The 20,688-nt window shown below is 41.3% G+C and carries 22 protein-coding genes; all 22 read left to right on the top strand.

The features are described from left to right. Position 1 precedes the first annotated feature (1 nt). Positions 2 to 1,378: a cobyrinic acid a,c-diamide synthase CobB gene (locus tag BKO01S_RS14275; RefSeq protein ID WP_157077379.1), complete on the top strand. Its 1,377-nt coding sequence runs from the start codon at positions 2 to 4 to the stop codon at positions 1,376 to 1,378. After that, positions 1,371 to 2,900 (top strand): cobyric acid synthase, encoded by a 1,530-nt coding sequence (locus BKO01S_RS14280; protein WP_066055205.1) that lies wholly within the window; start codon positions 1,371 to 1,373, stop codon positions 2,898 to 2,900. The genes BKO01S_RS14275 and BKO01S_RS14280 overlap by 8 nt, the downstream gene beginning before the upstream one ends. A 19-nt stretch (positions 2,901 to 2,919) precedes the next feature. Next, the gene (gene cobA / locus BKO01S_RS14285; protein WP_066055207.1) at positions 2,920 to 3,702 is read left to right on the top strand and encodes a uroporphyrinogen-III C-methyltransferase; all 783 of its coding nucleotides are present in this window, start codon (positions 2,920 to 2,922) and stop codon (positions 3,700 to 3,702) included. 15 nt (positions 3,703 to 3,717) lie between these two features. Then, positions 3,718 to 4,599 carry a 3-hydroxyacyl-CoA dehydrogenase family protein gene (locus BKO01S_RS14290; RefSeq protein ID WP_066055210.1) on the top strand — a complete coding sequence of 294 codons (882 nt, stop codon included), beginning with the start codon at positions 3,718 to 3,720 and terminating at the stop codon, positions 4,597 to 4,599. Next, positions 4,596 to 5,819, top strand: coding sequence for an acetate/propionate family kinase (locus tag BKO01S_RS14295; RefSeq protein WP_066055213.1), 1,224 nt, complete (start codon positions 4,596 to 4,598; stop codon positions 5,817 to 5,819). Before BKO01S_RS14290 ends, BKO01S_RS14295 begins: the two co-directional genes overlap by 4 nt. A gap of 141 nt (positions 5,820 to 5,960) precedes the next feature. After that, positions 5,961 to 7,187, top strand: a complete 1,227-nt coding sequence (locus BKO01S_RS14300) for a sensor histidine kinase (protein ID WP_066055214.1) — start codon at positions 5,961 to 5,963, stop codon at positions 7,185 to 7,187. Beyond that, on the top strand, positions 7,180 to 8,229 hold the full coding sequence (locus BKO01S_RS14305) for a response regulator transcription factor (RefSeq protein ID WP_066055217.1): 1,050 nt from the start codon (positions 7,180 to 7,182) through the stop codon (positions 8,227 to 8,229). The genes BKO01S_RS14300 and BKO01S_RS14305 overlap by 8 nt, the downstream gene beginning before the upstream one ends. 284 nt (positions 8,230 to 8,513) lie before the next feature. Next, positions 8,514 to 8,795 carry a propanediol utilization microcompartment protein PduA gene (pduA, locus tag BKO01S_RS14310; RefSeq protein ID WP_488592169.1) on the top strand — a complete coding sequence of 94 codons (282 nt, stop codon included), beginning with the start codon at positions 8,514 to 8,516 and terminating at the stop codon, positions 8,793 to 8,795. Positions 8,796 to 8,815: 20 nt separating this feature from the next. Beyond that, positions 8,816 to 9,592, top strand: coding sequence for a propanediol utilization microcompartment protein PduB (gene pduB / locus BKO01S_RS14315; protein WP_066055223.1), 777 nt, complete (start codon positions 8,816 to 8,818; stop codon positions 9,590 to 9,592). Between the two features lie 24 nt (positions 9,593 to 9,616). Next, entirely contained in the window at positions 9,617 to 11,281 is a 1,665-nt protein-coding gene (locus BKO01S_RS14320) for a propanediol/glycerol family dehydratase large subunit (protein WP_066055226.1), read from the top strand. Between the two features lie 21 nt (positions 11,282 to 11,302). Further along, entirely contained in the window at positions 11,303 to 11,968 is a 666-nt protein-coding gene (locus tag BKO01S_RS14325) for a propanediol/glycerol family dehydratase medium subunit (protein ID WP_066055229.1), read from the top strand. Positions 11,969 to 11,983: 15 nt separating this feature from the next. Beyond that, positions 11,984 to 12,502, top strand: a complete 519-nt coding sequence (locus tag BKO01S_RS14330; RefSeq protein ID WP_066055232.1) for a diol dehydratase small subunit — start codon at positions 11,984 to 11,986, stop codon at positions 12,500 to 12,502. A gap of 35 nt (positions 12,503 to 12,537) precedes the next feature. After that, positions 12,538 to 14,358 (top strand): diol dehydratase reactivase subunit alpha, encoded by a 1,821-nt coding sequence (locus BKO01S_RS14335; protein ID WP_066055235.1) that lies wholly within the window; start codon positions 12,538 to 12,540, stop codon positions 14,356 to 14,358. 5 nt (positions 14,359 to 14,363) lie between these two features. Beyond that, a complete protein-coding gene (locus tag BKO01S_RS14340) occupies positions 14,364 to 14,822 on the top strand; it encodes a glycerol dehydratase reactivase beta/small subunit family protein (protein WP_198158824.1) in 459 nt (152 codons plus the stop codon). Positions 14,823 to 14,836: 14 nt separating this feature from the next. After that, complete coding sequence (locus tag BKO01S_RS25030; RefSeq protein ID WP_066055241.1) at positions 14,837 to 15,433, top strand: BMC domain-containing protein; 597 nt, start codon at positions 14,837 to 14,839, stop codon at positions 15,431 to 15,433. Position 15,434: 1 nt separating this feature from the next. Beyond that, entirely contained in the window at positions 15,435 to 15,722 is a 288-nt protein-coding gene (locus BKO01S_RS14350) for a BMC domain-containing protein (RefSeq protein ID WP_066055244.1), read from the top strand. A 19-nt stretch (positions 15,723 to 15,741) separates the two neighbouring features. Continuing rightward, the gene (locus BKO01S_RS14355) at positions 15,742 to 16,374 is read left to right on the top strand and encodes a phosphate propanoyltransferase (protein WP_066055248.1); all 633 of its coding nucleotides are present in this window, start codon (positions 15,742 to 15,744) and stop codon (positions 16,372 to 16,374) included. Between the two features lie 6 nt (positions 16,375 to 16,380). Continuing rightward, the gene (eutJ, locus tag BKO01S_RS14360; RefSeq protein ID WP_066055251.1) at positions 16,381 to 17,208 is read left to right on the top strand and encodes an ethanolamine utilization protein EutJ; all 828 of its coding nucleotides are present in this window, start codon (positions 16,381 to 16,383) and stop codon (positions 17,206 to 17,208) included. Positions 17,209 to 17,218: 10 nt separating this feature from the next. After that, positions 17,219 to 17,998, top strand: coding sequence for a flavoprotein (locus BKO01S_RS14365; protein ID WP_066055252.1), 780 nt, complete (start codon positions 17,219 to 17,221; stop codon positions 17,996 to 17,998). A gap of 12 nt (positions 17,999 to 18,010) precedes the next feature. Further along, positions 18,011 to 18,280 (top strand): EutN/CcmL family microcompartment protein, encoded by a 270-nt coding sequence (locus BKO01S_RS14370; RefSeq protein WP_066055255.1) that lies wholly within the window; start codon positions 18,011 to 18,013, stop codon positions 18,278 to 18,280. 13 nt (positions 18,281 to 18,293) lie between these two features. After that, entirely contained in the window at positions 18,294 to 19,292 is a 999-nt protein-coding gene (locus BKO01S_RS14375) for a cob(I)yrinic acid a,c-diamide adenosyltransferase (RefSeq protein WP_066055259.1), read from the top strand. Beyond that, positions 19,288 to 20,682 (top strand): aldehyde dehydrogenase family protein, encoded by a 1,395-nt coding sequence (locus BKO01S_RS14380; protein ID WP_084362095.1) that lies wholly within the window; start codon positions 19,288 to 19,290, stop codon positions 20,680 to 20,682. The genes BKO01S_RS14375 and BKO01S_RS14380 overlap by 5 nt, the downstream gene beginning before the upstream one ends. The last annotated feature ends 6 nt before the right edge of the window (positions 20,683 to 20,688 follow it).

The following is a 20,688-nucleotide window of genomic DNA, read 5'->3' on the forward strand; positions in this document are numbered from 1 at the left end:
AGTGATGACGAACCGTAGAATTGTAATCGCAGGAACAGGGAGCGGAGTTGGAAAAACAACAATCACCATTGGGTTAATGGCGGCGCTTCAGCGGAAAGGGTATGAGGTTCAAGGATTTAAATGTGGACCAGACTATATTGATCCATCCTACCATACTGCCGTTACGGGGAGAAAGTCACGTAATTTGGATAGCTGGATGCTATCGGAAGAGATGGTAAAAGAAGTGCTTTTGCGAGGCTCGGATGGAGCTGACATAAGCATCATTGAAGGAGTGATGGGCTTCTTTGATGGGAGGGATTCTCTATCAAACGAAGGAAGCACCGCACATATTAGTGAATTGACCCAGTCTCCTGTACTATTAATTGTTAATTGCTCAAGTATGGCAAGAAGTGCAGCAGCCATCGTAAAAGGCTTCCAGTCCTTCCCACATCGTGCAAATATTGTTGGTGTGATAGCAAATCGGGTCGGAAGCAAGGGCCATTATATGTTAGTGAAACAAGCAATTGAACAAGAATGTGGCATTCCTGTCGTTGGATACCTAGAGAAGAATGAGGAGTTATCCATACCTGAGCGTCACTTAGGGTTAGTTCCCTCTGTTGAACGTGGTGAGTTAAAAGACTTTTTTAAGAATTTAGGAGACCTTCTAGACAAAACGGTCGATATCAATCAAATATATGAACTGGCAAAGGCTGAGGAAATCCCTCTTCCAAAGAAAAGTCTTTTTTCAAGGGAACAGGGTCACGATTCTGTACGTATTGGGGTAGCAAAGGATGAAGCTTTTAATTTTTACTATCCTGAAAATCTTGAGCTATTGGAAGCATTTGGTGCAGAACTCATCTATTTCTCTCCAGTAAAGGGGGAAGAGCTACCCAAAGACGTTAGGGGATTGTATATAGGTGGAGGATTTCCTGAGGAGTTTGCCTTTGAACTGGCGGATAATGTAGAAATGAAACAATCCATTTACGATGCCGTTACAGGAGGACTTCCAACAATTGCTGAATGCGGAGGGTTTATGTTTTTGACAGACCAGTTAATTACGTCAAACGGTCAAGTCTATCCAATGGCCGGTGTGATACCAGGAAGAGTTACCATGCAGAAGAAACTAGTAGCTTTAGGGTATCGGGAGATTAAAGGAATGCCCTCTAATCAGTATGTAAAGGAAGGCGCCATGGCAAGGGGACATGAATTTCACTATTCCACATACGAAGGGCCGACAGACATTCCTCACGCATATAAAGCAAAAGGATTAAGAGGAGAAACACTTGAAGGATACTCGAAGGGCAACCTGATGGCGGGATACACACATCTCCATTTCGGAAGCTGTCCACAAGTAGTAGAAAACTTTATTTCACGGTGTAGGGGGTACATCTATGCGTAAAGCACAGTCCGTTATGATACAGGGAACACATTCAGATGCAGGAAAAAGTGTTATTTCAACAGCGCTTTGCCGTATTTTTTCTAATAAGGGCTATAAGACAGCCCCATTTAAATCTCAAAATATGGCATTAAATTCATATATAACTTTAGATGGGAAGGAGATTGGGAGAGCTCAAGGGGTTCAGGCGGAAGCCGCGCGAACGATAGCGACTACTGATATGAATCCGATTCTGATCAAACCATCGAGAGACTATGAGGCACAAATTGTTGTGCATGGCAAGCCGTATAAAAATATGCAGGCAGGAGCCTATCGACAGGAATTTTTCCAGCAGGGACTCACTTTAATAAAGGAGGCATACGAGCAACTTGATCAAAAGTTCGACCGAATCGTGATTGAGGGAGCAGGAAGTCCGGCAGAAATAAATTTAAATGATCGTGAGCTAGTAAACATGAGGGTCGCGAACATGACGGAATCTCCTGTTATATTAGTAGGCGATATTGAGCGAGGTGGAGTGTTTGCTAGCTTAGTAGGAACGCTTCAGTTAATTGATGAGAAGGATCGTGAACGAGTGATTGGGGTTATTATTAATAAGTTTCGGGGAGATGTCAGCTTATTAGAACCTGGGCTTGATTGGTTTACCGACTATACCGGGGTGCCAGTTCTAGGAGTGGTTCCTTATACAAATGTAAAGGTGGATGCAGAGGACTCCGTTGCCTTAAAGCTATACAGTACAGAAAGAAATCCGGAAAAAGAAATAGACATTGCGGTCATTCAATTTCCAAAAATATCAAACTTCACAGATATTGATCCATTTTTATCAGAAGAGGACTGCCATGTACGAATTGTAAGTAGCAAGGAACAGCTTCAAAATCCTGACCTGCTCATTTTACCTGGCAGTAAGAATACCATCGAGGATTTGATGTTTCTTAAGCAATCTGGATTGTTCGAGAAGATTCAAAAGCTCACAAAAAGTGGGAAAACCACGGTGTTTGGAATATGTGGAGGCTATCAAATGCTTGGAGCAACCGTCGAGGATCCAGAAGGAATTGAATCGCAGGTTGCCATTGAAGACGGGTTAAACCTGTTACCAATCTATACAACCATCACCTCTGAGAAAACAACGGTTCTATCAAAAGGAACCATTCAGACCAATGAACAGACGCATGATGTGGAAGGGTATGAAATTCATATGGGAGTTACGACGTTTCTAAAGCCGTGCACACCATTAATTACTCATGGTACTACCACTGATGGAGTAATAAGCGAGGATCAAAAAGTTATTGGCACGTACTTTCACGGGATTTTCGATAACGATTCTTATCGTACTGCCATTATTAATCATATTCGAAAAGAAAAGGGTCTTGAAGAAAAGCATGACCGAGTGGCATTTCGTTCCCAGCGTGAGGAAGCATATGATCAACTAGCTGAACATGTTATGGAGCATATTAATCTTCCATTTATTGAAGAAAAGATGAGGGAGTATTACGAAAAGAAGATTCGTATAGAAATGAAAAATAAATAACGAAGATGGAGGGGACTCGATGAAAAAAGGAAAAGTGTATCTAGTAGGAGCAGGTCCTGGTGACCCGAAATTATTAACTCTGTATGGGTTGGAATGCATTCAAAAAGCGGATGTCATTTCTTATGATCGATTAGTAAATAAAGAGTTATTAAAGTATGCAAAGGTGGACTGTGAACTGATTTATAGTGGAAAGAGACCTGGTAAACACCATTTGATTCAAGATGAAATCAATCAACTGCTAGTGGATCAGGCGATGAAGGGCAAGGTGGTGACAAGACTGAAGGGCGGTGATCCGTTTGTATTTGGTCGAGGAGGGGAGGAAGCGGAGTTTCTAGCGAAACATGGAATCCCTTTTGAGGTTGTACCTGGAGTAACGGCTGGAATTGCGGCATCGGCATATGCAGGAATTCCTGTCACGCACCGAAACTATGCCACTTCCTTTGCGATGGTAACGGCACACGGCTGTAGTGAAAGAGGAAGTGAATTTTTAAATTGGGAGGCTCTTGCTACAGGAATTGATACGATTGCATTTTATATGGGAGTAAACAATCTTTCAAATATATGCAAGAATCTAATGTCTCATGGGAAGAAAGCTACTACACCTGTTGCGGTCATTCATTGGGGGACGACCTCTGTACAAAAAACAGTAACGGGAACTCTCGAAACAATTGAAGGGATTGTGAGTAAACACGAAATTTCTCACCCATCGATCATTCTAGTGGGAGAGGTTGTACAAATGAGGGAGAAAATCCAATGGTTTGAAGAAAATCACGCTGAAGCGCTAGCTATGGCCATGGCGTAAAGGGAGACGAATGAAATGATTAGAAAAGTTGGACTCATTATTGATCGACTGACTGATTGTTGGATTGTGGAAGCCCTAGCTGAAAGAGATTACGACATTATTTTATATGATCCTTCCATCGAAATACTCGAACAGGAAAAGCGACAGGTGGAAATAGATCTAGACAAGAGAATTGCTAAGTGGGCTCTAACAGAATCAGAGAAAAAGGTAATTCTATCTCATATTAAACTAGAAACGGATTTTTATAAGTTACAAGAAGCTGATTTTATCTTGGAATCAATTAAAAGTCAGCCGGAACTAAAACGAGAAATATTATTAAAGCTTGATCAAATGATTCCAAAAGAAACCATTATTGCTAGCAATAGCTCGATTCTGTCTTTATCTAATTTCGCGGAAGGTGCAAAACATCCAGAGCGAATGATTGGTGTTCACTTTTTTTATAATGTTGTTGAAATTGTACCTGGGAAAAACACGTCACCTGAAACGTTTGAGACGTTATCCCAACTCGTAAAAAGTCTAGACAAAAAGGATATTTACGTTCAAGAATCACCGGGATTTGTTACTACACGACTACGTCTTCAGTTAATGAACGAAGCCATCAATATATTATCAGAGGGAATTGCTTCTGCAGAAGATATCGAGGAATCTATGAAGATTGGCCTTGGTATGAAAGAAGGTCCACTAGAAATGGTAGACGGATTTGGACTGAAATATATCCTGCGTTTAATGGAGCAGCTTTCGCTCGAGCTAGGAGAACAAAAATTTACTCCTAGCCCATTACTAAAGACATATATTGACGCCGGTTGCTTTGGGAAAAAGAATGGCAAAGGCTTTTTTGAATATGATGAAAATGGCCAGCGGATTAAGCAGGAAGCAAGCCTGGAGGTAGTTCGATGAAAATACTAGTCATTAATTGTGGGAGCTCTTCTTTAAAGTATCAGCTGTTTGATATGGGAAAGGAGAGTGTCCTTGCCAAAGGGATTGTGGAGAGAATTGGTATGGATACGGCCATTTTTCAATATGAGCGGCCTGAGCATGAGACGATTAAAGAGGTAGCTTCTATCTTAGAGCATAAAGACGCCTTGCGTAAAGTGTTAAAGATGATTACTGACGAAAACAGGGGAGTGATTACATCCGTTCATGAGATTGCAGCTGTTGGTCACCGGATAGCTCATGGAGGAGAAGAGTTTGCGGACTCAGTCGTTGTTACAAACCATGTCATTGAAGCGATTCGCAAAAATATAGAGCTTGCCCCTCTGCATAACCCGGCAAACTTAAAAGGAATTTATGCGTTCCTAGAGCTAGCTGAAGATATTCCTATGGTGTGTGTATTTGATACAGCTTTTCATCAAACGATGCCACCGGAGCATTTTATGTATGCGATTCCTCGTGCCCTTTATAACAAACATAAAATTAGAAGATATGGGTTCCACGGCACTTCACATAAATACGTGAGTCAACGCTATAGTGAACTTACAGGAAAAGATCTCCAATCCACAAAAATCATTTCATGCCATATCGGAAATGGAGCAAGTATTTCAGCGATTGAATTCGGAAAATCCGTGGATACAAGCATGGGAATGACTCCACTTGAAGGATTAATCATGGGGACGAGAAGTGGCGATATCGATCCAGCCATTGTTCCGTTTGTAATGGTGAAAGAGGATCTAAATGTCAATGAGGTGAACTCGATGCTGAACAAGCATAGCGGGCTTGTTGGAGTGTCTGGAATTTCGGCAGATATGCGTGAGATTACCGATGGAGTAAACGCTGGCCATGAAGGAGCAACACTTGCCTATAAGATGTACATTCACCGAATCAAGAAGTATATCGGTTCGTATTGTGCGGTTATGAATGGAGTGGATGCGATTATTTTTACGGGCGGAGTTGGTGAAAACTCTCATATGGTTCGTAGTGATATTTGTGAAGGTCTTACTTTTCTCGGACTTGAGCTCGACGACCAACTAAACGATACAAGAGAACCGAAGGAAAGGAGTATTCAAGTAGCTTCTTCTCTTGTTGATGTGTACATCATTCCGACAAATGAAGAGCTCATGATTGCAAGAGATACGCTTCGATTAGTCAAGAGTAATAAAGCGGTTACACCGTTGATATAGAGGTAAATATAACAATATTGTGAATATTAACAGTCCTTATAACTAAAGAGAAGAAGACTGCTGTATAGTTAAAACGGGAAGAATTTTGCTTTCTATTAAATTATTTTTGAATTGGGTGTGGTCTTAGTGGAAGCGTTCAGTTTGAAACAATTGAGTGACTTGGATATGCTCCAAGAAATTCAAGATCGTTTTGCAGAGGCAACTGGATTGGCAGCGATTACAGTAGACTACAGTGGAAAGCCTATCACCAAATACAGCAAGTTTTCTTCTTTTTGTGCCTATTTACGAGAGTTCCCAGAATATCGTGAAAAATGCTATCAATGCGATGCATTTGGGGGATTGGAAGCAGCAAGAAGAAAGAAACCTTATATTTATCAATGTCATAGTGGACTAATTGACTTTGCTATCCCGATTATAGCTAACGAGCAATACTTAGGCTCCATTCTTGCAGGTCAAACTAGGCTAGATGAGACAAACGTAAATGAGTTGGAGACAATTGGAAGGAAATCAGAATGGGAAAAGCATGAAAAGGCAAAGGAAGCTTTTGAAGATATCCCATTGATTCCGTTTGAAAAGATAACAGCCGCCGCAGAAATGATGTTTCTTGTCGTCAATAATTTAGTTGAGCAAAATATTACACGGCTTATTCAAAGTGAACTAAATGAAAAGAAAACGAAGCTTATTGAAGAAATGCAGCTAAGAGAGCATCTAGAAAAAGAGCTTCAACGTAAGGATATTCAATCACAACAGCTACAAATGAACCCATATTTTTTGTTTGGCATCTTAAACACAGCATCTAATCTTTCTATCCTAGAGGATGCTCCGAAGACCGGAGAACTCATTTGTTCTTTGACGGAGTTTTCTCGGTATTTATTGGACAATATTAATTCCCTTGTTACTTTGGAGGAAGAATTAAACCATGTTCAAAATTATTTAGCGATGCAGGCTATTCGCTTTGAGGATCGAATAACATTCGAAATCGACATTCCTGATCAAATGAATGAAAGCAAAGTACCAGCCGGTATTATCCAATCCCTGGTTGATAATGCTGTTATTCACGGTTTGGAGCCGAAAGAGCGAGGAGGAAGTGTTACGATTACTGGTTCTTCAAAGGGGGACCAATGGATCCTTGAAGTATCCGACAATGGAGTTGGTATTCCAGAACATGTGCTAAACAATCTTCTAAGCTGGAAAGAAGGAACGTATTCAACGAGACAAAGCAAAGGTATAGGTCTTAATATGGTTAATCAAATTCTTGTCACTCATTACGGACCAGAGCATTCCATTTCAATAAAAAGCATACAAGATGTAGGTACAAACGTAATAATTAAAGTTCCGAAACTGATGGGGAGATTGATGTATGCTTAAAGTGTTAATTGTCGATGATGAAAGGCTGGAGCGTGAAGCATTGCGGAAGATTTTACTAAATCATTCCAATAAGTTTGTCATCATGGGTGAAGCATCCTCCGCAAATGATGCATTATTACTGATTAGAAATATGTATCCTGATGTGATAATAATGGATGAGAAAATGCCTGGGATGAGCAGCGAGTTGGCAACAGAGTTAATCATAAAGGAATTCCCCAATATGAGCATTGTACTTCTTAAGGAATTTAGTGAGAATGAATCAATCAAGCAGAGTACACTGTCACTACGTAAGCCTATTAGACCCTCTCACTTACTGGCATTGCTCGAAAAATTGGCCCAAGCCAAGGAACGTCCATATGAGATAGCAGAGGTACTAGAAAAGCTTCTCCAAAGGATACGTGAGGAGGACTATAAGGAGTCCAAAGAATTGGTGGGTGAGTTTATGGATACTACCCAAAAAGCCAATTGGAATAAGGACACTCAACTGGCTTTAACTACTTTCTTACACACCATCCGGAGTATTTATGAAGAAAAAGACATAGCCCTTCCCCCGTTCTCCAAAAATAGCATTGATATCACCTCAATTGATAAAGCATCAGCCTACCTATACGAATGGATAGAGGATTTGTTTACTAAAATCATTAACCAAAATAAGCCTGAAGACCGCAAACAAATACAATGTGCTCTTAACTACATAGAAAAAAACTACCAACGAGGAGTCACCCTAGAAGAGGTAGCAGAGCATGTTCATTTATCACCGCATTATCTCAGTCGTCTATTTAAAAAAGAATTAAACATCAATTTTGTCAATTATGTATCAGAGAGAAGAATCAATCTTGCAAAGGAAATGCTAGAAAAAACAGATATGCCAGTAATCAATATAGCATTGGAGCTTTCTTACCATGAGCCGAACTACTTTAGCAAGGTATTTAAAAAGAGCACAGGAATGACACCTTCTGAATACAGAAGGCAAATAGAGGATGCAGGAAAGCATCTATTAAAAAGAAATTACTATATTCCGAATGGCAAATGGTATATCTAAAAAAACATCCATCTGGTTCATCACCAGGTGGATGTTTTTTTGTTCACATAGAAGTGCAAAAAAGTATCAACAGGGTAGAAAATTGTCATTCAAAGGACAGAAAATTACCTTTTGACAGTCCTGTTTGATAACAACTATTTATCCTATGATGACAATTTCATACCGAGAGAAATACGATGAATTCTATTACATTTAAGATAGCTTCAAATGAGAAGCGTAAGTAGGTGTAGTCACTACATTCTTAGTGGTTACGCTTACATTAAAAACAAGGAGGCTTAATCATGATTAAAGAAGCTTTAGGAATGGTGGAAACAAAAGGCTTGATCGGGTCCATTGAAGCAGCAGATGCGATGTTAAAAGCAGCAAACGTTACATTAGTTGGTTATGAAAAAATCGGCTCTGGTCTTGTTACTGTCATGGTAAGAGGGGACGTAGGAGCAGTGAAGGCTGCAACAGATGCAGGGGCTGCAGCGGCTTCAAAGGTTGGAGAAGTGGTTTCTATCCACGTCATTCCAAGACCACATGCTGAAGTAGAAGAGGTTTTACCGAAACTTGTCCACGCATAAAAATCCGGAGGTGAAAATCGATGAATGAGACTCTTATTGAAAAAGTAATGGAAGAAGTTATGAAGAAAGTTGATCAACCAAAAGCGGTTCAAACACTTGAGAGAAAATACAGCGGTTTAACTGAATTCGTAGGTGTTGGTAGAGGAGACACAATCGGTTTAGTCATTGCAAACGTAGATTCAAGTGTTCATGAAGCGATGAATCTGGATAAAAAGTATCGCTCTATTGGTATTCTTGGAGCTCGTGTAGGAGCTGGTCCACACATTATGGCCGCTGACGAAGCAGTGAAAGCAACCAATACAGAAATACTTGCAATTGAACTTGCTCGTGACACAAAAGGTGGAGCAGGTCATGGTAGTTTAATTATTTTTGGAGCGGAAGATGTAGCAGATGCAAGACGTGCTGTGGAGGTAGCTCTTAAGGAGCTTGATCGTACATTCGGTGATGTATATGCCAATGAAGCAGGACATTTAGAATTCCAATACACAGCTCGTGCAAGCTTAGCTTGTGAAAAGGCTTTTGGAGCACCACTTGGGAAATCATTTGGTTTGATTGTTGGAGCACCAGCAGCTATCGGTGTGGTATTAGCTGATACAGCGGTGAAGGCTGCGAATGTTGAAGTACTAGGCTATAGTTCTCCGGCGAAAGGAACTAGCTTCTCAAACGAAGTGATCTTAACGGTTACGGGAGATTCTGGAGCTGTACGTCAAGCGATTATTGCCGCAAGAGAAGTTGGTAAGGAATTACTTGGAACATTAGGAAGCACACCTGTAACGGACACGGTTCCTTACATCTAATAATAGAGAGAGGGAGGTAAACTTATGAAATCAAAACGTTTTCAGGCATTGGCTGAACGTCCAGTTAATAAAGACGGCTTTGTTGCTGAATGGCCAAGTGTTGGTCTCATCGCAATGAGTAGTCCGAATGATCCAAAGCCAAGCATAAAAATTGTAGATGGAAAAATTGTCGAGCTCGATGGAAAAACAAGAGACGAATTTGACTTTATCGATACATTTATTGCAGATTATGGAATTAATTTAGAACATGCTGAGGAAGTAATGAAAATTGACTCTCTTGAATTAGCGAGAATGCTCGTTGATATTCATGTCTCAAGAGATGAAATTATTCCACTTACTACCTCGATGACTCCAGCAAAAATTGTTGAAGTTGTAAGTAACATGAACGTCGTTGAAATGATGATGGCGATGCAAAAGATGAGAGCAAGAAAAACACCATCGAATCAATGTCATGTTACGAATGTAAAGGATCATCCAGTTCAAATCGCTGCAGATGCAGCTGAAGCTGCGATTCGTGGATTTGATGAGCAGGAAACAACGGTAGGGATTGTGCGTTACGCACCTTTTAATGCCCTCTCGTTATTAGTTGGTGCACAAGTCGGACGCGGTGGAATTCTAACTCAGTGTGCGGTTGAAGAAGCAGCAGAGCTTCAGCTTGGTATGAGAGGGTTAACTTGCTATGCAGAAACCGTTTCCGTATATGGCACAGAACCAGTTTTCGTTGATGGTGATGATACTCCATACTCAAAGGCATTCCTTGCTTCTGCTTATGCTTCACGCGGATTAAAGATGCGTTTTACTTCTGGAACAGGCTCAGAGGTGCAAATGGGGTATGCCGAAGGAAAATCCATGCTGTATCTTGAAGCGCGCTGTATTTTCATCACAAAAGGTGCAGGATCTCAAGGACTACAAAATGGTTCTATCAGCTGTATCGGTGTTCCGGGTGCCGTTCCTTCAGGTATTAGAGCCGTTTTAGCTGAAAACTTAATTACGACGATGTTAGATATGGAGGTTGCTTCTGGTAACGACCAAACCTTCTCACATTCTGATATTCGTAGAACCGCTCGATTGCTTATGCAAATGCTCCCGGGGACAGATTTTATCTTCTCTGGTTATAGTGCCACACCAAACTATGACAATATGTTTGCTGGTTCTAACTTTGATGCTGAGGATTTTGATGACTATAACATTCTTCAACGTGACTTAAAGGTAGATGGCGGCTTACGTCCAGTTCTAGAAGCAGATGTGGTTGCTGTCAGAAACAAAGCAGCTCGTGCTCTTCAGGCAGTATTTGAAGAACTGGGATTACCTGAGATTACAGATGAAGAAGTGGAAGCTGCAACTTATGCTAACGGAAGTAAAGACATGCCAGATCGACATGTCGTAGAAGACCTACGCGCCGCAGAAGAAATGATGAAGAAGGGTATAACTGGAATCGATGTCGTAAAAGCATTGAGCAAACACGGTTTTGATGACGTAGCACAGAATGTATTAAACATGCTGAAGCAACGTATTTCTGGTGACTACCTTCATACATCAGCCATTATTGATAAGGATTTTAACATAATTAGTGCAGTGAATAATCGCAATGATTATATGGGGCCAGGAACAGGCTATCAATTAAGCGAAGCACGTTGGGAAGAAATCAAGAACATTCCAAATGCTATTCGTGCCGAGGATATCAACTAAAAGAAAGGAGCGATGGAAAGCATGGAGATTAATGAAAAATTAATTCGCAGTGTAATAGAAGAAGTACTACAAGGATATTTATCCAATGAATCAGCAGCAGCTGAAGCACCTAAGCAAGTCTCTGTAGCAGCGACAGCAAAAGGATTAAAGCTAACAGAGCTAGGAAATGCAAAGGTTGGAACTCGAAAGGATGAAGTAGTCATTTCAGTTGCTCCTGCCTTTGGAAAGTATCAAACCAAAACGATTGAAAATATTCCTCACTCAGATGTTCTAAAAGAGATCATTGCAGGGATCGAGGAAGAAGGCTTAGTTGCTCGTGTAGTGAGAGTTCAAAGGAGCTCTGACGTTGCTTTTGTTGCTCATGAAGGGGCGAGATTAAGCGGTTCTGGCATTGGAATTGGCCTTCAATCAAAAGGAACAACGGTTATCCATCAAAAAGATTTACTAATCTTAAGTAATCTTGAGCTGTTCCCACAAGCTCCATTACTAGATTTAGAGACATATAGAAAAATAGGTAAAAATGCTGCTAAATACGCAAAGGGTGAGTCTCCTGATCCAGTTCCAACAAGAAACGATCAAATGGCCAGACCTAAGTATCAAGCGAAGGCAGCGCTGCTTCATATTAAAGAAACGGAGCATGTAGTACCAAACTCAAAACCAATCGAATTAGAAGTGAATTTCATTTAACCGGAGGTGAAAGATATGAATCAAGCATTAATTGAACAGTTAGTTAAAGAGGTTATGGCTTCTATGGGTACTGAAAAGCCTCAAGCGGAATCCGTAATGACAGCCGTAAAGGAAGCTGAAAACCTTACAGCTACCCGTGATTATCCAATCGCTGAAAAACGCCCTGAGCTTTTAAAATCAGCTACTGGAAAAGGAATCAACGAAATCACGTTACAAGGAGTGTTAGATGGTACCGTTAAGCCAGAGGATGTTCGTATCTCACCAGAAACACTTGAGTACCAAGCTCAAATTGCAGATTCAGTTGGTCGTAAGCCGTTTGCTCGAAATTTACGGAGAGCAGCTGAGTTAATTAAAGTTCCCGATGAAAGAATGCTAGAAATATATAATGCGCTTCGTCCATACCGATCTACTCGGGAAGAATTGTACGCTATTGCTGAAGAACTTGAGGTTAAGTACAATGCACCAATCAATGCTGGTCTTGTAAGAGAAGCAGCGGATGTGTACAAAGGTAGAAATCGGTTGAGACAGGATTAATCATTCCTCAGACGACACCAGGAGGTCTGAAAAATATGAAACTAGTTGCAGGTGTGGATATAGGGAATGCCACCACAGAAACAGCTTTAGCTCAAGTCAGCTCTACTAATGAAATTAAATTTTTAGCCACTGGTATTGTCAATACCACCGGAATTAAGGGAACGAGACAAAATATCCATGGGGTCTTGGAGTCCCTTAGGCAGGCCTTACATAAGGTGGGAAAAAAGGTAGAGGACCTAGACTTGATTCGTATCAATGAAGCGGCTCCAGTAATAGGCGACGTCGCAATGGAAACAATCACGGAAACGATTATTACTGAATCGACCATGATCGGACATAACCCAGCTACACCTGGGGGACTAGGAATTGGCATAGGACGTACAGTGCCGATTGAACGGCTCCATCAGGAGGGTTCAAATAGTAACGTTATCGTATTAATTGGGAAACAGGTCGATTTCACCATAGCTGCGGAACTCATTAACGAAGCAGTTTCCAAGGGAGTTCTAGTGACTGGCGCAGTTGTCCAGAAGGATGATGGTGTACTAATTAATAACCGCCTAAACAAGAAAATTCCGATTGTCGATGAGGTAAGTCTTTTGGAAAAGGTACCTGTTGGAATGAAAGCGGCCATTGAAGTTGCTCCCCCTGGAGGCGTAGTAGAAGTTTTATCAAATCCATATGGGATCGCAACCGTTTTTGAACTAAGTGCAGAAGAAACCAAAATGATTGTACCGATCGCTCGAGCAATTATTGGGAATCGATCAGCTGTTGTTATAAAAACACCAGCAGGTGACGTACAGGCAAGGAGTATTCCAGCGGGAAAGATTCAAATCATTGGTACCCGAAAAAAAGGCTCTGTTGATGTAGATGAAGGCGCCAACAGGATTATGGAAGTACTTACATCCGTTGCACCTGTTCAAGACATTAAGGGAGAACCAGGAACTAATGCAGGAGGAATGCTTGAACGTGTCAGACAAGTAATGGCTGAACTGACAAAGCAACATCCAAATGACATTATGATCCAGGACTTATTGGCGGTTGATACCTTTATCCCACAAATGGTGAAGGGTGGACTTGCTGAGGAATTTTCAATGGAAAATGCTGTGGGAATCGCAGCGATGGTGAAAGCAGATAGGCTGCAAATGCAAATGATTGCTGAAAAATTAAGGGAAGAGATACATGTGGAGGTTGAGGTTGGTGGGGTAGAAGCGGATATGGCGATTAGAGGAGCCTTATCAACACCCGGTACCAATTTACCGATTGCCATTCTTGATATGGGTGCGGGTTCGACCGATGCATCCATCATGATTTCGGAAGGGAAAACAACCTCCGTACATTTAGCTGGAGCAGGTAACATGGTCACTTTGCTTATTAATTCAGAACTTGGTCTTGAGGATTTAGACTTGGCGGAAGATATAAAGAAATATCCTCTTGCAAAGGTTGAGAGTCTATTCCATATAAGACATGAAAATGGAACGGTTGAATTTTTTGAACATCCACTGGATCCAAAAGTATTCGCAAGGGTGGTTATCTTAAAGGATGGAAATCTTATTCCGATTCCTGGTAATCACTCAGTGGAAAAAATCAAACTGATTCGGCGCTCAGCTAAAGAAAAGGTGTTTGTGACAAACGCTATTCGTGCGCTAAGTATGGTGTGTCCAACTGGAAATATTCGAGATATTGAGTTTGTAGTTTTAGTAGGAGGGTCTGCATTGGATTTCGAAGTGCCACAGCTTGTGACCGACTCCCTTTCACACTATGGTGTGGTGGCAGGAAGAGGAAATATAAGAGGAACGGAAGGCCCTCGAAATGCGGTGGCAACTGGATTGATTATGGCATTGAAGGAAGGGAGATGAGTTCATTGAAGCTAGATAACGAACACTCCCCTACAATCCATGTGTATTATTGCAGCAGGGTACAAGAGCCTACCTTAGTGAACCACCTCTTATATGGTATGGAAGAGGAAGGTGTTCCATATGTTTTAAAGCTGCATGATGCCGAATCCGCTTTAGCGTTAGGATACAGAGCGGCTGGAAGCTCCAACCTTGGAGTAGGTATTGGGATTAGTGAATCAGGTCATGGAGTGGTTCACTATAATAAATTGCCATACGAAAAGCCGCTTTTTGAATTCAAACTACAGTCGAGTGAAGGATTGTTACGAACGCTCGGAGCGAATGCGGCTCGAATTGTAAAAAATATTCCATTTAAGGAAGTATGCCATTCGGAGGAGCCATCTGATGAGGAAGTGCGTGTACTTTCTAAAGAGGAGATAGCTTTTATTGTTCAAGCAGTCGTACAAAAGTTGACCAATCTGAAGTAGAGGGGGGAAGCATTTTGGCGAGAAATGCGTTAGGTCTCATTGAAGTGGTAGGGATGACAGCGGCAATTGTTGCGGCTGATACAGCTGTTAAGTCAGCAAACGTTCGCTTAATAGGATATGAAAATTCAAAAGGCGGCGGAATGATCACCGTAAAATTCGAAGGAGATGTGGGGGCTGTGAAGGCAGCGCTTGAGGCTGCAACTGTAGAGGCATCAAAGGTAAATCGAATTGTAAGCAAGCACTTTATCCCTAGACCAAGCGATGAAATTGAGAAAATGACCATCCCAAGAAGTAGGGTGTCAAAAGAAATCATAACTGAGGTTGAAAAAGAGGAAGAGGAAGTAGAAAAAGAAGAACAGATGTCAACAAATGAAGAGGAAGTACGGGAAGCAGAAAGCCCGGTAGAAGCGGTGGTGGAGGAACAACCTGTAAGAAAGTCTGTAGAGCAGGATGAACATGGGAACGATGTTGCAAATGTAGATGGAGATTCACTGAATGAAGAAAATGACCAAGAGGTTTGCAATATTTGTAAGGATCCAATGTGTACGAGAAGAAAAGGAGAAGCAAGGACGATGTGCATCCACTATCATGCAACAATAGGAGGAAAATAGAATGAGAGATTCATTAGGGATGATCGAAACAAAAGGGATGGTTGGTGCCATTGAAGCTGCCGATGCAATGACGAAAGCAGCGAATGTGACATTGGTCGGTTATGAAAAAATTGGTTCAGGTCTAATTACAGTAATGGTTCGCGGTGATGTTGGAGCTGTGAAGGCTGCAACAGATGCAGGTGCTTCTGCAGCAGAACGAGTGGGTGAAGTGGTTTCTGTTCATGTAATCGCAAGACCACACTCAGATATTGAGAGATTAATTCCAAAGGTAGAGAAAGTAGAAGTTTAATGTTTCAGGAGATGATGGAATGAGGGACTATGGGGTTATTGTCCAAGAGGTTGTAAAACGCATAAAAGAATTAGAAGAACAACCATACGTACCTGTGGGTGTTTCAAACCGCCATCTACACCTAAAAAAAGAGGATCTAGAAGCCTTATTTGGAACAGGATATGAGTTGACGAAAATGAAGGATCTTAAGCAACTTGGACAATTTGCTGCGAATGAAACCGTCACAATTGTCGGTCCAAAAGGATCAATTGAAAATGTCCGGATATTAGGTCCTGTTAGAAACTTAACACAATTAGAAATTAGCTTAACCGATAGCTTTAAGTTAGGTGTGAAGGCACCAGTTAAAGAATCAGGGAAAATTACTGGTACCCCTGGTATCACTCTTGTTGGGCCAAAGGGGAAGTTAGATATCAACGAAGGAGTTATCGCTGCATTAAGACATGTACACGTCTCTCCACCCTTTGCAGAGAAGTTTCATTTAAAAGATAAAGAGATGGTTAGTGTTCATTTTGATGGAATCCGTCAAGTAACCTTTAACAATGTATTAATTAGAGTGTCCAATCGGTTTGTGGAAGAGATGCATTTGGATACCGATGAAGCCAATGCAGCGGGGATTGGTACCGGTGCGATTGGGAAAATCATGAAAGGTTAAAAACAAATGACTGTGAACTTAGAATATATAAACCAGTACATTCGGGATTTTGCCAGTTTAATTGAGAATAAGAAAGTGAATAAATTTGAAGGTGAGTTAAAGGTCGGTGTCGACCTTGGAACAGCCAATATTGTTCTTTCTGTATTAGATGAGTCAAATCAACCAGTTGCAGGTGCTCTTCATCCAGCATCAGTGGTAAAGGATGGCCTTGTCGTAGATTATGTAGGGGCGGTCAAAATTGTAAAGGAGCTTAAAACACAGGTTGAGGATTTACTCGGTGTTCCATTACTGTATGCAGCTACCGCCGTGCCTCCTGGAACAATAGGTGGTAACGCAAAAGCGATTGCGAATGTCATTGAATCAGCAGGACTTGAAATAGTCAATGTTGTTGATGAACCAACAGCAGCTGCAACCTTTTTAGGTGTAAAAGATGGTGCCGTGGTTGATGTTGGGGGCGGAACAACAGGTATCAGTATCCTAAAGAATGGGGAGGTCATTTATACGGCCGATGAACCAACCGGTGGGAAGCATATGAGCTTAGTTGTTGCCGGAAATTACAAGATCTCATTTGAAGAAGCGGAAAAGCTTAAAAAGGACAATCAAAGACAAGACGAAATCTTCACCGTCGTCAAACCCGTCATTGAAAAGATGGCGGCAATTGTTAACCGTCATCTGCGATACTCTGCAACGGACAAAATTTACGTCGTAGGTGGGGCTTGTCTCTTTGAAGACTTTGAAAGTGTTTTTTTGAAAGAAATTGGGATCGATACAATTAAGCCGGAGAATCCTCTCTTTATCACACCGATAGGAATCGCTATGAATTGTGTGAAATGAGGTGGAGTGATTGGATTTAGAGAAAGCTATCCAAGACATTGTAAAGGAAGTCATTCGTCGATTAAACCAAAGGTTAAAAACAGCGATTGTTGTTTTTACTGGTGGAGCACTAGGTTTCGAGGATGCACTCGAACAACTGAAGACCATGAAGAAAGAAGGCTGGTCCTTTAAAATTCTATTAACCCGCAGTGCAGAGCATGTGTTTTTACCTGGAACGATAGAAAAGGATCTAGGTACAAACGAGGTGTTCTATGAAAAAGAACTAGAGGGCTTAGGTGAATTTTATAAAGATACTAGCCTTTTAATCATTCCCACACTTACATTAAATTCTGCAACAAAAATCTCATTAGGGATTGTCGATTCTGCTGTAACCAATCTTGTTTCTCACTATATAACGACTGGAACACCAATCGTTGCTGCTGACGATGCTTGCGACTTAAAGAATCCTATTCGGGAGAAATATCGTATGCATCACTCACCAAAAGCCTACTTAGACATGAATAGTCATCATTTAGAGCAACTACGTGCCTATGGAATTAGCTTAGTCCGAGCAAAAGATATAGCAGAGGCTTCAAGGAAGGTTACCTTCCAGTTCAGTGAAACAGAAGAAGAAGAGAATCCGGTTGAAAAATCGTCTATTTATTATACTGACCGTGTGTTGAGTCGATTGGCTGTATTCGAAGCAAAACAAGCAAGCTGTGACTTGGTAGTGTCAAAACAGACTATTATAACGGCATTGGCTAGAGAAGCCGCAAGTGAATGGGGTGTAAGCATCCATCAGGAGAGATAAGGGTGAGGCAAAATGTATATTGCTAAAGTAGTTGGAATGGTCGTAGCAACAAGAAAGGAAGAGGACTTCGTTGGAAAAAAGCTACTTATCGTTCAAGGTATCAATGAGAAAGAAGAATTACTAGGGCTGCCAGAGGTCGCTGTCGATGCAGTTGGAGCTGGAACAGGTGAGGTTGTGCTGATAACAAAAGGTAGTGCAGCCAGATCGGTATTTGGGAAACCTAGTTCTGCCATAGATGCAGCCATTGTCGGTATTATTGATAGCTTAGAAGTGAACAAATAAGGATGTGTGAGTGATGAGCATCTATACAAAAAAAGGTGATAAAGGTGAAACAGGGCTTCTGGGCGGTAGTCGGATTGGCAAGGATCATTTGAAGGTTTCTAGCTATGGGACTCTCGACGAGGCAAATGCTGTGCTTGGTATCGCCTATTCGATGATTAAGCGTGAAGAATTGAAAAGTATTATCCATAACATACAGCGGCAACTATTTGTTGTCGGTGCTGAACTCGCAAGTGACGAAAAGGGGATAAGCTATATCAAAAAGCTTGTTTCCACCGAGGATATTACTTATTTCGAAAAAGTAATTGATGAGTATGATGGGCTTTTAGGTCCTATTACGGAATTCATTATTCCTGGAGAGACGACTGCCTCTGCCCAGTTACATCAAGCTCGTTCTATTATTCGAAGAGCGGAGCGTCTCGTGGTTGAACTAAGTAAGACCTCAGAAATAAGAGAAGTGGTGATTAAGTATATTAATCGCCTATCAGATGTACTTTTTATGTTAGCAAGAGCAGAAGTGTATTACTCGTTAGTTGATCAAGTGATTACAAAAGTGCTCAATCGAGTGGAAGTAAACCCTTATCTTGTGAAGATTGATCTTCATCTAGCTAGAAAGCTAGCGAAAGCAGTTGAAAGAAAAGCCGAAGAAATGGGGGTGCCAATCGTATGTTCTATCGTTGATGAGGGTGGCAATGTCATTCTTTTACATCGGATGGATGAGGCGCTGCTTGTAAGTGTGGAACTTGCTCCTAATAAAGCATATACCTCTGTGGCATTAAAAGCACCCACTCATAACCTTGCCCCACTCGTTCAGCCGGGTGCTGACTTGTTTGGCCTCCACCAATCCAACCACAATAGAATTGTTCCATTTGGAGGAGGATTCCCATTAACGGTTAATGGAAAAATAATAGGTGGGATCGGTGTCAGTGGTGGAACGGTGGAAGAGGATATTTTGTTAGCCAATTGTGGTGTTAAGATTTTTGAAAGCTTAATAGAGGTGAAATCAAATGATTGAAGTGAAACAAATTGAAGATATTGTAATGCAGGTCCTTGCTGGATTAAATAACCATGAGGATCCCCCTTTGGATGGAGAGAATGGCTTATATTCCGAAATGAATGACGCGATAGATGCTGCATTTGTCGCTCAAAAGGAGCTTGTAAAGCTATCTCTAGCGGAAAGAGGACGAATCATCGAGTCGATTCGCACTGAATTTCGAAAGCATATTGAGCTCCTATCTGAAATGGCTGTTGAAGAAACAGGCATGGGACGTGTGAAAGACAAAATAAATAAAAATCTAGTAGCAGTTAACAATACACCAGGCATTGAGGATTTAACAACGGCGGCTTGTTCAGGAGACAACGGATTAACTGTTGAGGAGCTTTCACCATATGGGGTTATTGGATCTATTACGCCAACTACAAACCCTTCAGAAACAATTATTTGTAACACGATTGGAATGCTTGCTGCCGGAAATGCAATCGTATTTAGTCCCCATCCAACAGCAAAACGAACATCTATAGAAACCATTAAGATCATAAGTAAAGCAATATCAAAGGCTGGTGGACCTAAAAACTTAGTCGTAAGCACACTTCAGCCTTCCATCGAGCAAGCAAACATTATGATGAACCATAAAAAAGTTCGAATGCTAGTTGCAACAGGTGGACCAGCAGTTGTAAAGGCCGTTTTATCTACAGGAAAAAAAGCTATTGGTGCCGGAGCTGGAAACCCACCAGCACTCGTAGATGAAACCGCTGATATAGAAAAAGCAGCGAAGGATATTATTGATGGTTGTTCTTTTGACAATAACCTCCCTTGTGTGGCTGAAAAAGAGGTCATTGCTGTAGACTGTATCGCTGATTGCCTCATTGAAAATATGAAAAACAATGGTGCTTATCAACTAACCGATCCAGTACAAATTCAAAGACTGGTAGATTTGGTTGTCCGTAACGGTCATGCCAACAAGGATTTTGTTGGGAAGAATGCGGATTTTATTTTGAGACAACTGGGAATAGAGGTTGGACCAGAGGTTCGCGTCGTGATTGTCGATGTCAAATATGAAGGACGTCATCCACTTGTCCTGGCTGAATTGATGATGCCGGTTCTACCAATTGTACGGGTAAATAATGTGGATGAAGGGATTGACCTAGCAGTAGAAGTTGAGCATGGATTTAGACATACGGCCATCATGCATTCAAAAAATATTGATAACTTAACCAAGTTTGCAAAGGAAATTCAGACAACGATTTTCGTGAAAAATGGACCTTCATACGCAGGTATCGGCGTGGGCGGAGTTGGTTATACCACTTTTACGATCGCAGGGCCGACTGGGGAAGGATTGACTTCTGCTAAGCATTTTGCAAGAAAGAGACGATGTGTACTAGTAGATGGTTTATCAATTAGATAGAAATTT

This window comes from Robertmurraya korlensis NBRC 107688 (assembly GCF_001591645.1).
GTDB lineage: Bacteria > Bacillota > Bacilli > Bacillales > Cytobacillaceae > Robertmurraya_A.

What these genes read in the sequence shown, in the direction of transcription:
- BKO01S_RS14350 (WP_066055244.1), top strand. Translation starts at nt 15,435, where the DNA reads ATGAGAGATTCATTAGGGATGATCGAAACAAAAGGGATGGTTGGTGCC.
- BKO01S_RS14375 (WP_066055259.1), top strand. Translation starts at nt 18,294, where the DNA reads ATGAGCATCTATACAAAAAAAGGTGATAAAGGTGAAACAGGGCTTCTG.
- BKO01S_RS14325 (WP_066055229.1), top strand. Translation starts at nt 11,303, where the DNA reads ATGGAGATTAATGAAAAATTAATTCGCAGTGTAATAGAAGAAGTACTA.
- BKO01S_RS14295 (WP_066055213.1), top strand. Translation starts at nt 4,596, where the DNA reads ATGAAAATACTAGTCATTAATTGTGGGAGCTCTTCTTTAAAGTATCAG.
- BKO01S_RS14290 (WP_066055210.1), top strand. Translation starts at nt 3,718, where the DNA reads ATGATTAGAAAAGTTGGACTCATTATTGATCGACTGACTGATTGTTGG.
- cobA (WP_066055207.1), top strand. Translation starts at nt 2,920, where the DNA reads ATGAAAAAAGGAAAAGTGTATCTAGTAGGAGCAGGTCCTGGTGACCCG.
- BKO01S_RS14280 (WP_066055205.1), top strand. Translation starts at nt 1,371, where the DNA reads ATGCGTAAAGCACAGTCCGTTATGATACAGGGAACACATTCAGATGCA.
- pduB (WP_066055223.1), top strand. Translation starts at nt 8,816, where the DNA reads ATGAATGAGACTCTTATTGAAAAAGTAATGGAAGAAGTTATGAAGAAA.
- BKO01S_RS14305 (WP_066055217.1), top strand. Translation starts at nt 7,180, where the DNA reads ATGCTTAAAGTGTTAATTGTCGATGATGAAAGGCTGGAGCGTGAAGCA.
- BKO01S_RS14370 (WP_066055255.1), top strand. Translation starts at nt 18,011, where the DNA reads ATGTATATTGCTAAAGTAGTTGGAATGGTCGTAGCAACAAGAAAGGAA.
- BKO01S_RS14355 (WP_066055248.1), top strand. Translation starts at nt 15,742, where the DNA reads ATGAGGGACTATGGGGTTATTGTCCAAGAGGTTGTAAAACGCATAAAA.
- BKO01S_RS14330 (WP_066055232.1), top strand. Translation starts at nt 11,984, where the DNA reads ATGAATCAAGCATTAATTGAACAGTTAGTTAAAGAGGTTATGGCTTCT.
- BKO01S_RS14320 (WP_066055226.1), top strand. Translation starts at nt 9,617, where the DNA reads ATGAAATCAAAACGTTTTCAGGCATTGGCTGAACGTCCAGTTAATAAA.
- eutJ (WP_066055251.1), top strand. Translation starts at nt 16,381, where the DNA reads ATGACTGTGAACTTAGAATATATAAACCAGTACATTCGGGATTTTGCC.
- BKO01S_RS14335 (WP_066055235.1), top strand. Translation starts at nt 12,538, where the DNA reads ATGAAACTAGTTGCAGGTGTGGATATAGGGAATGCCACCACAGAAACA.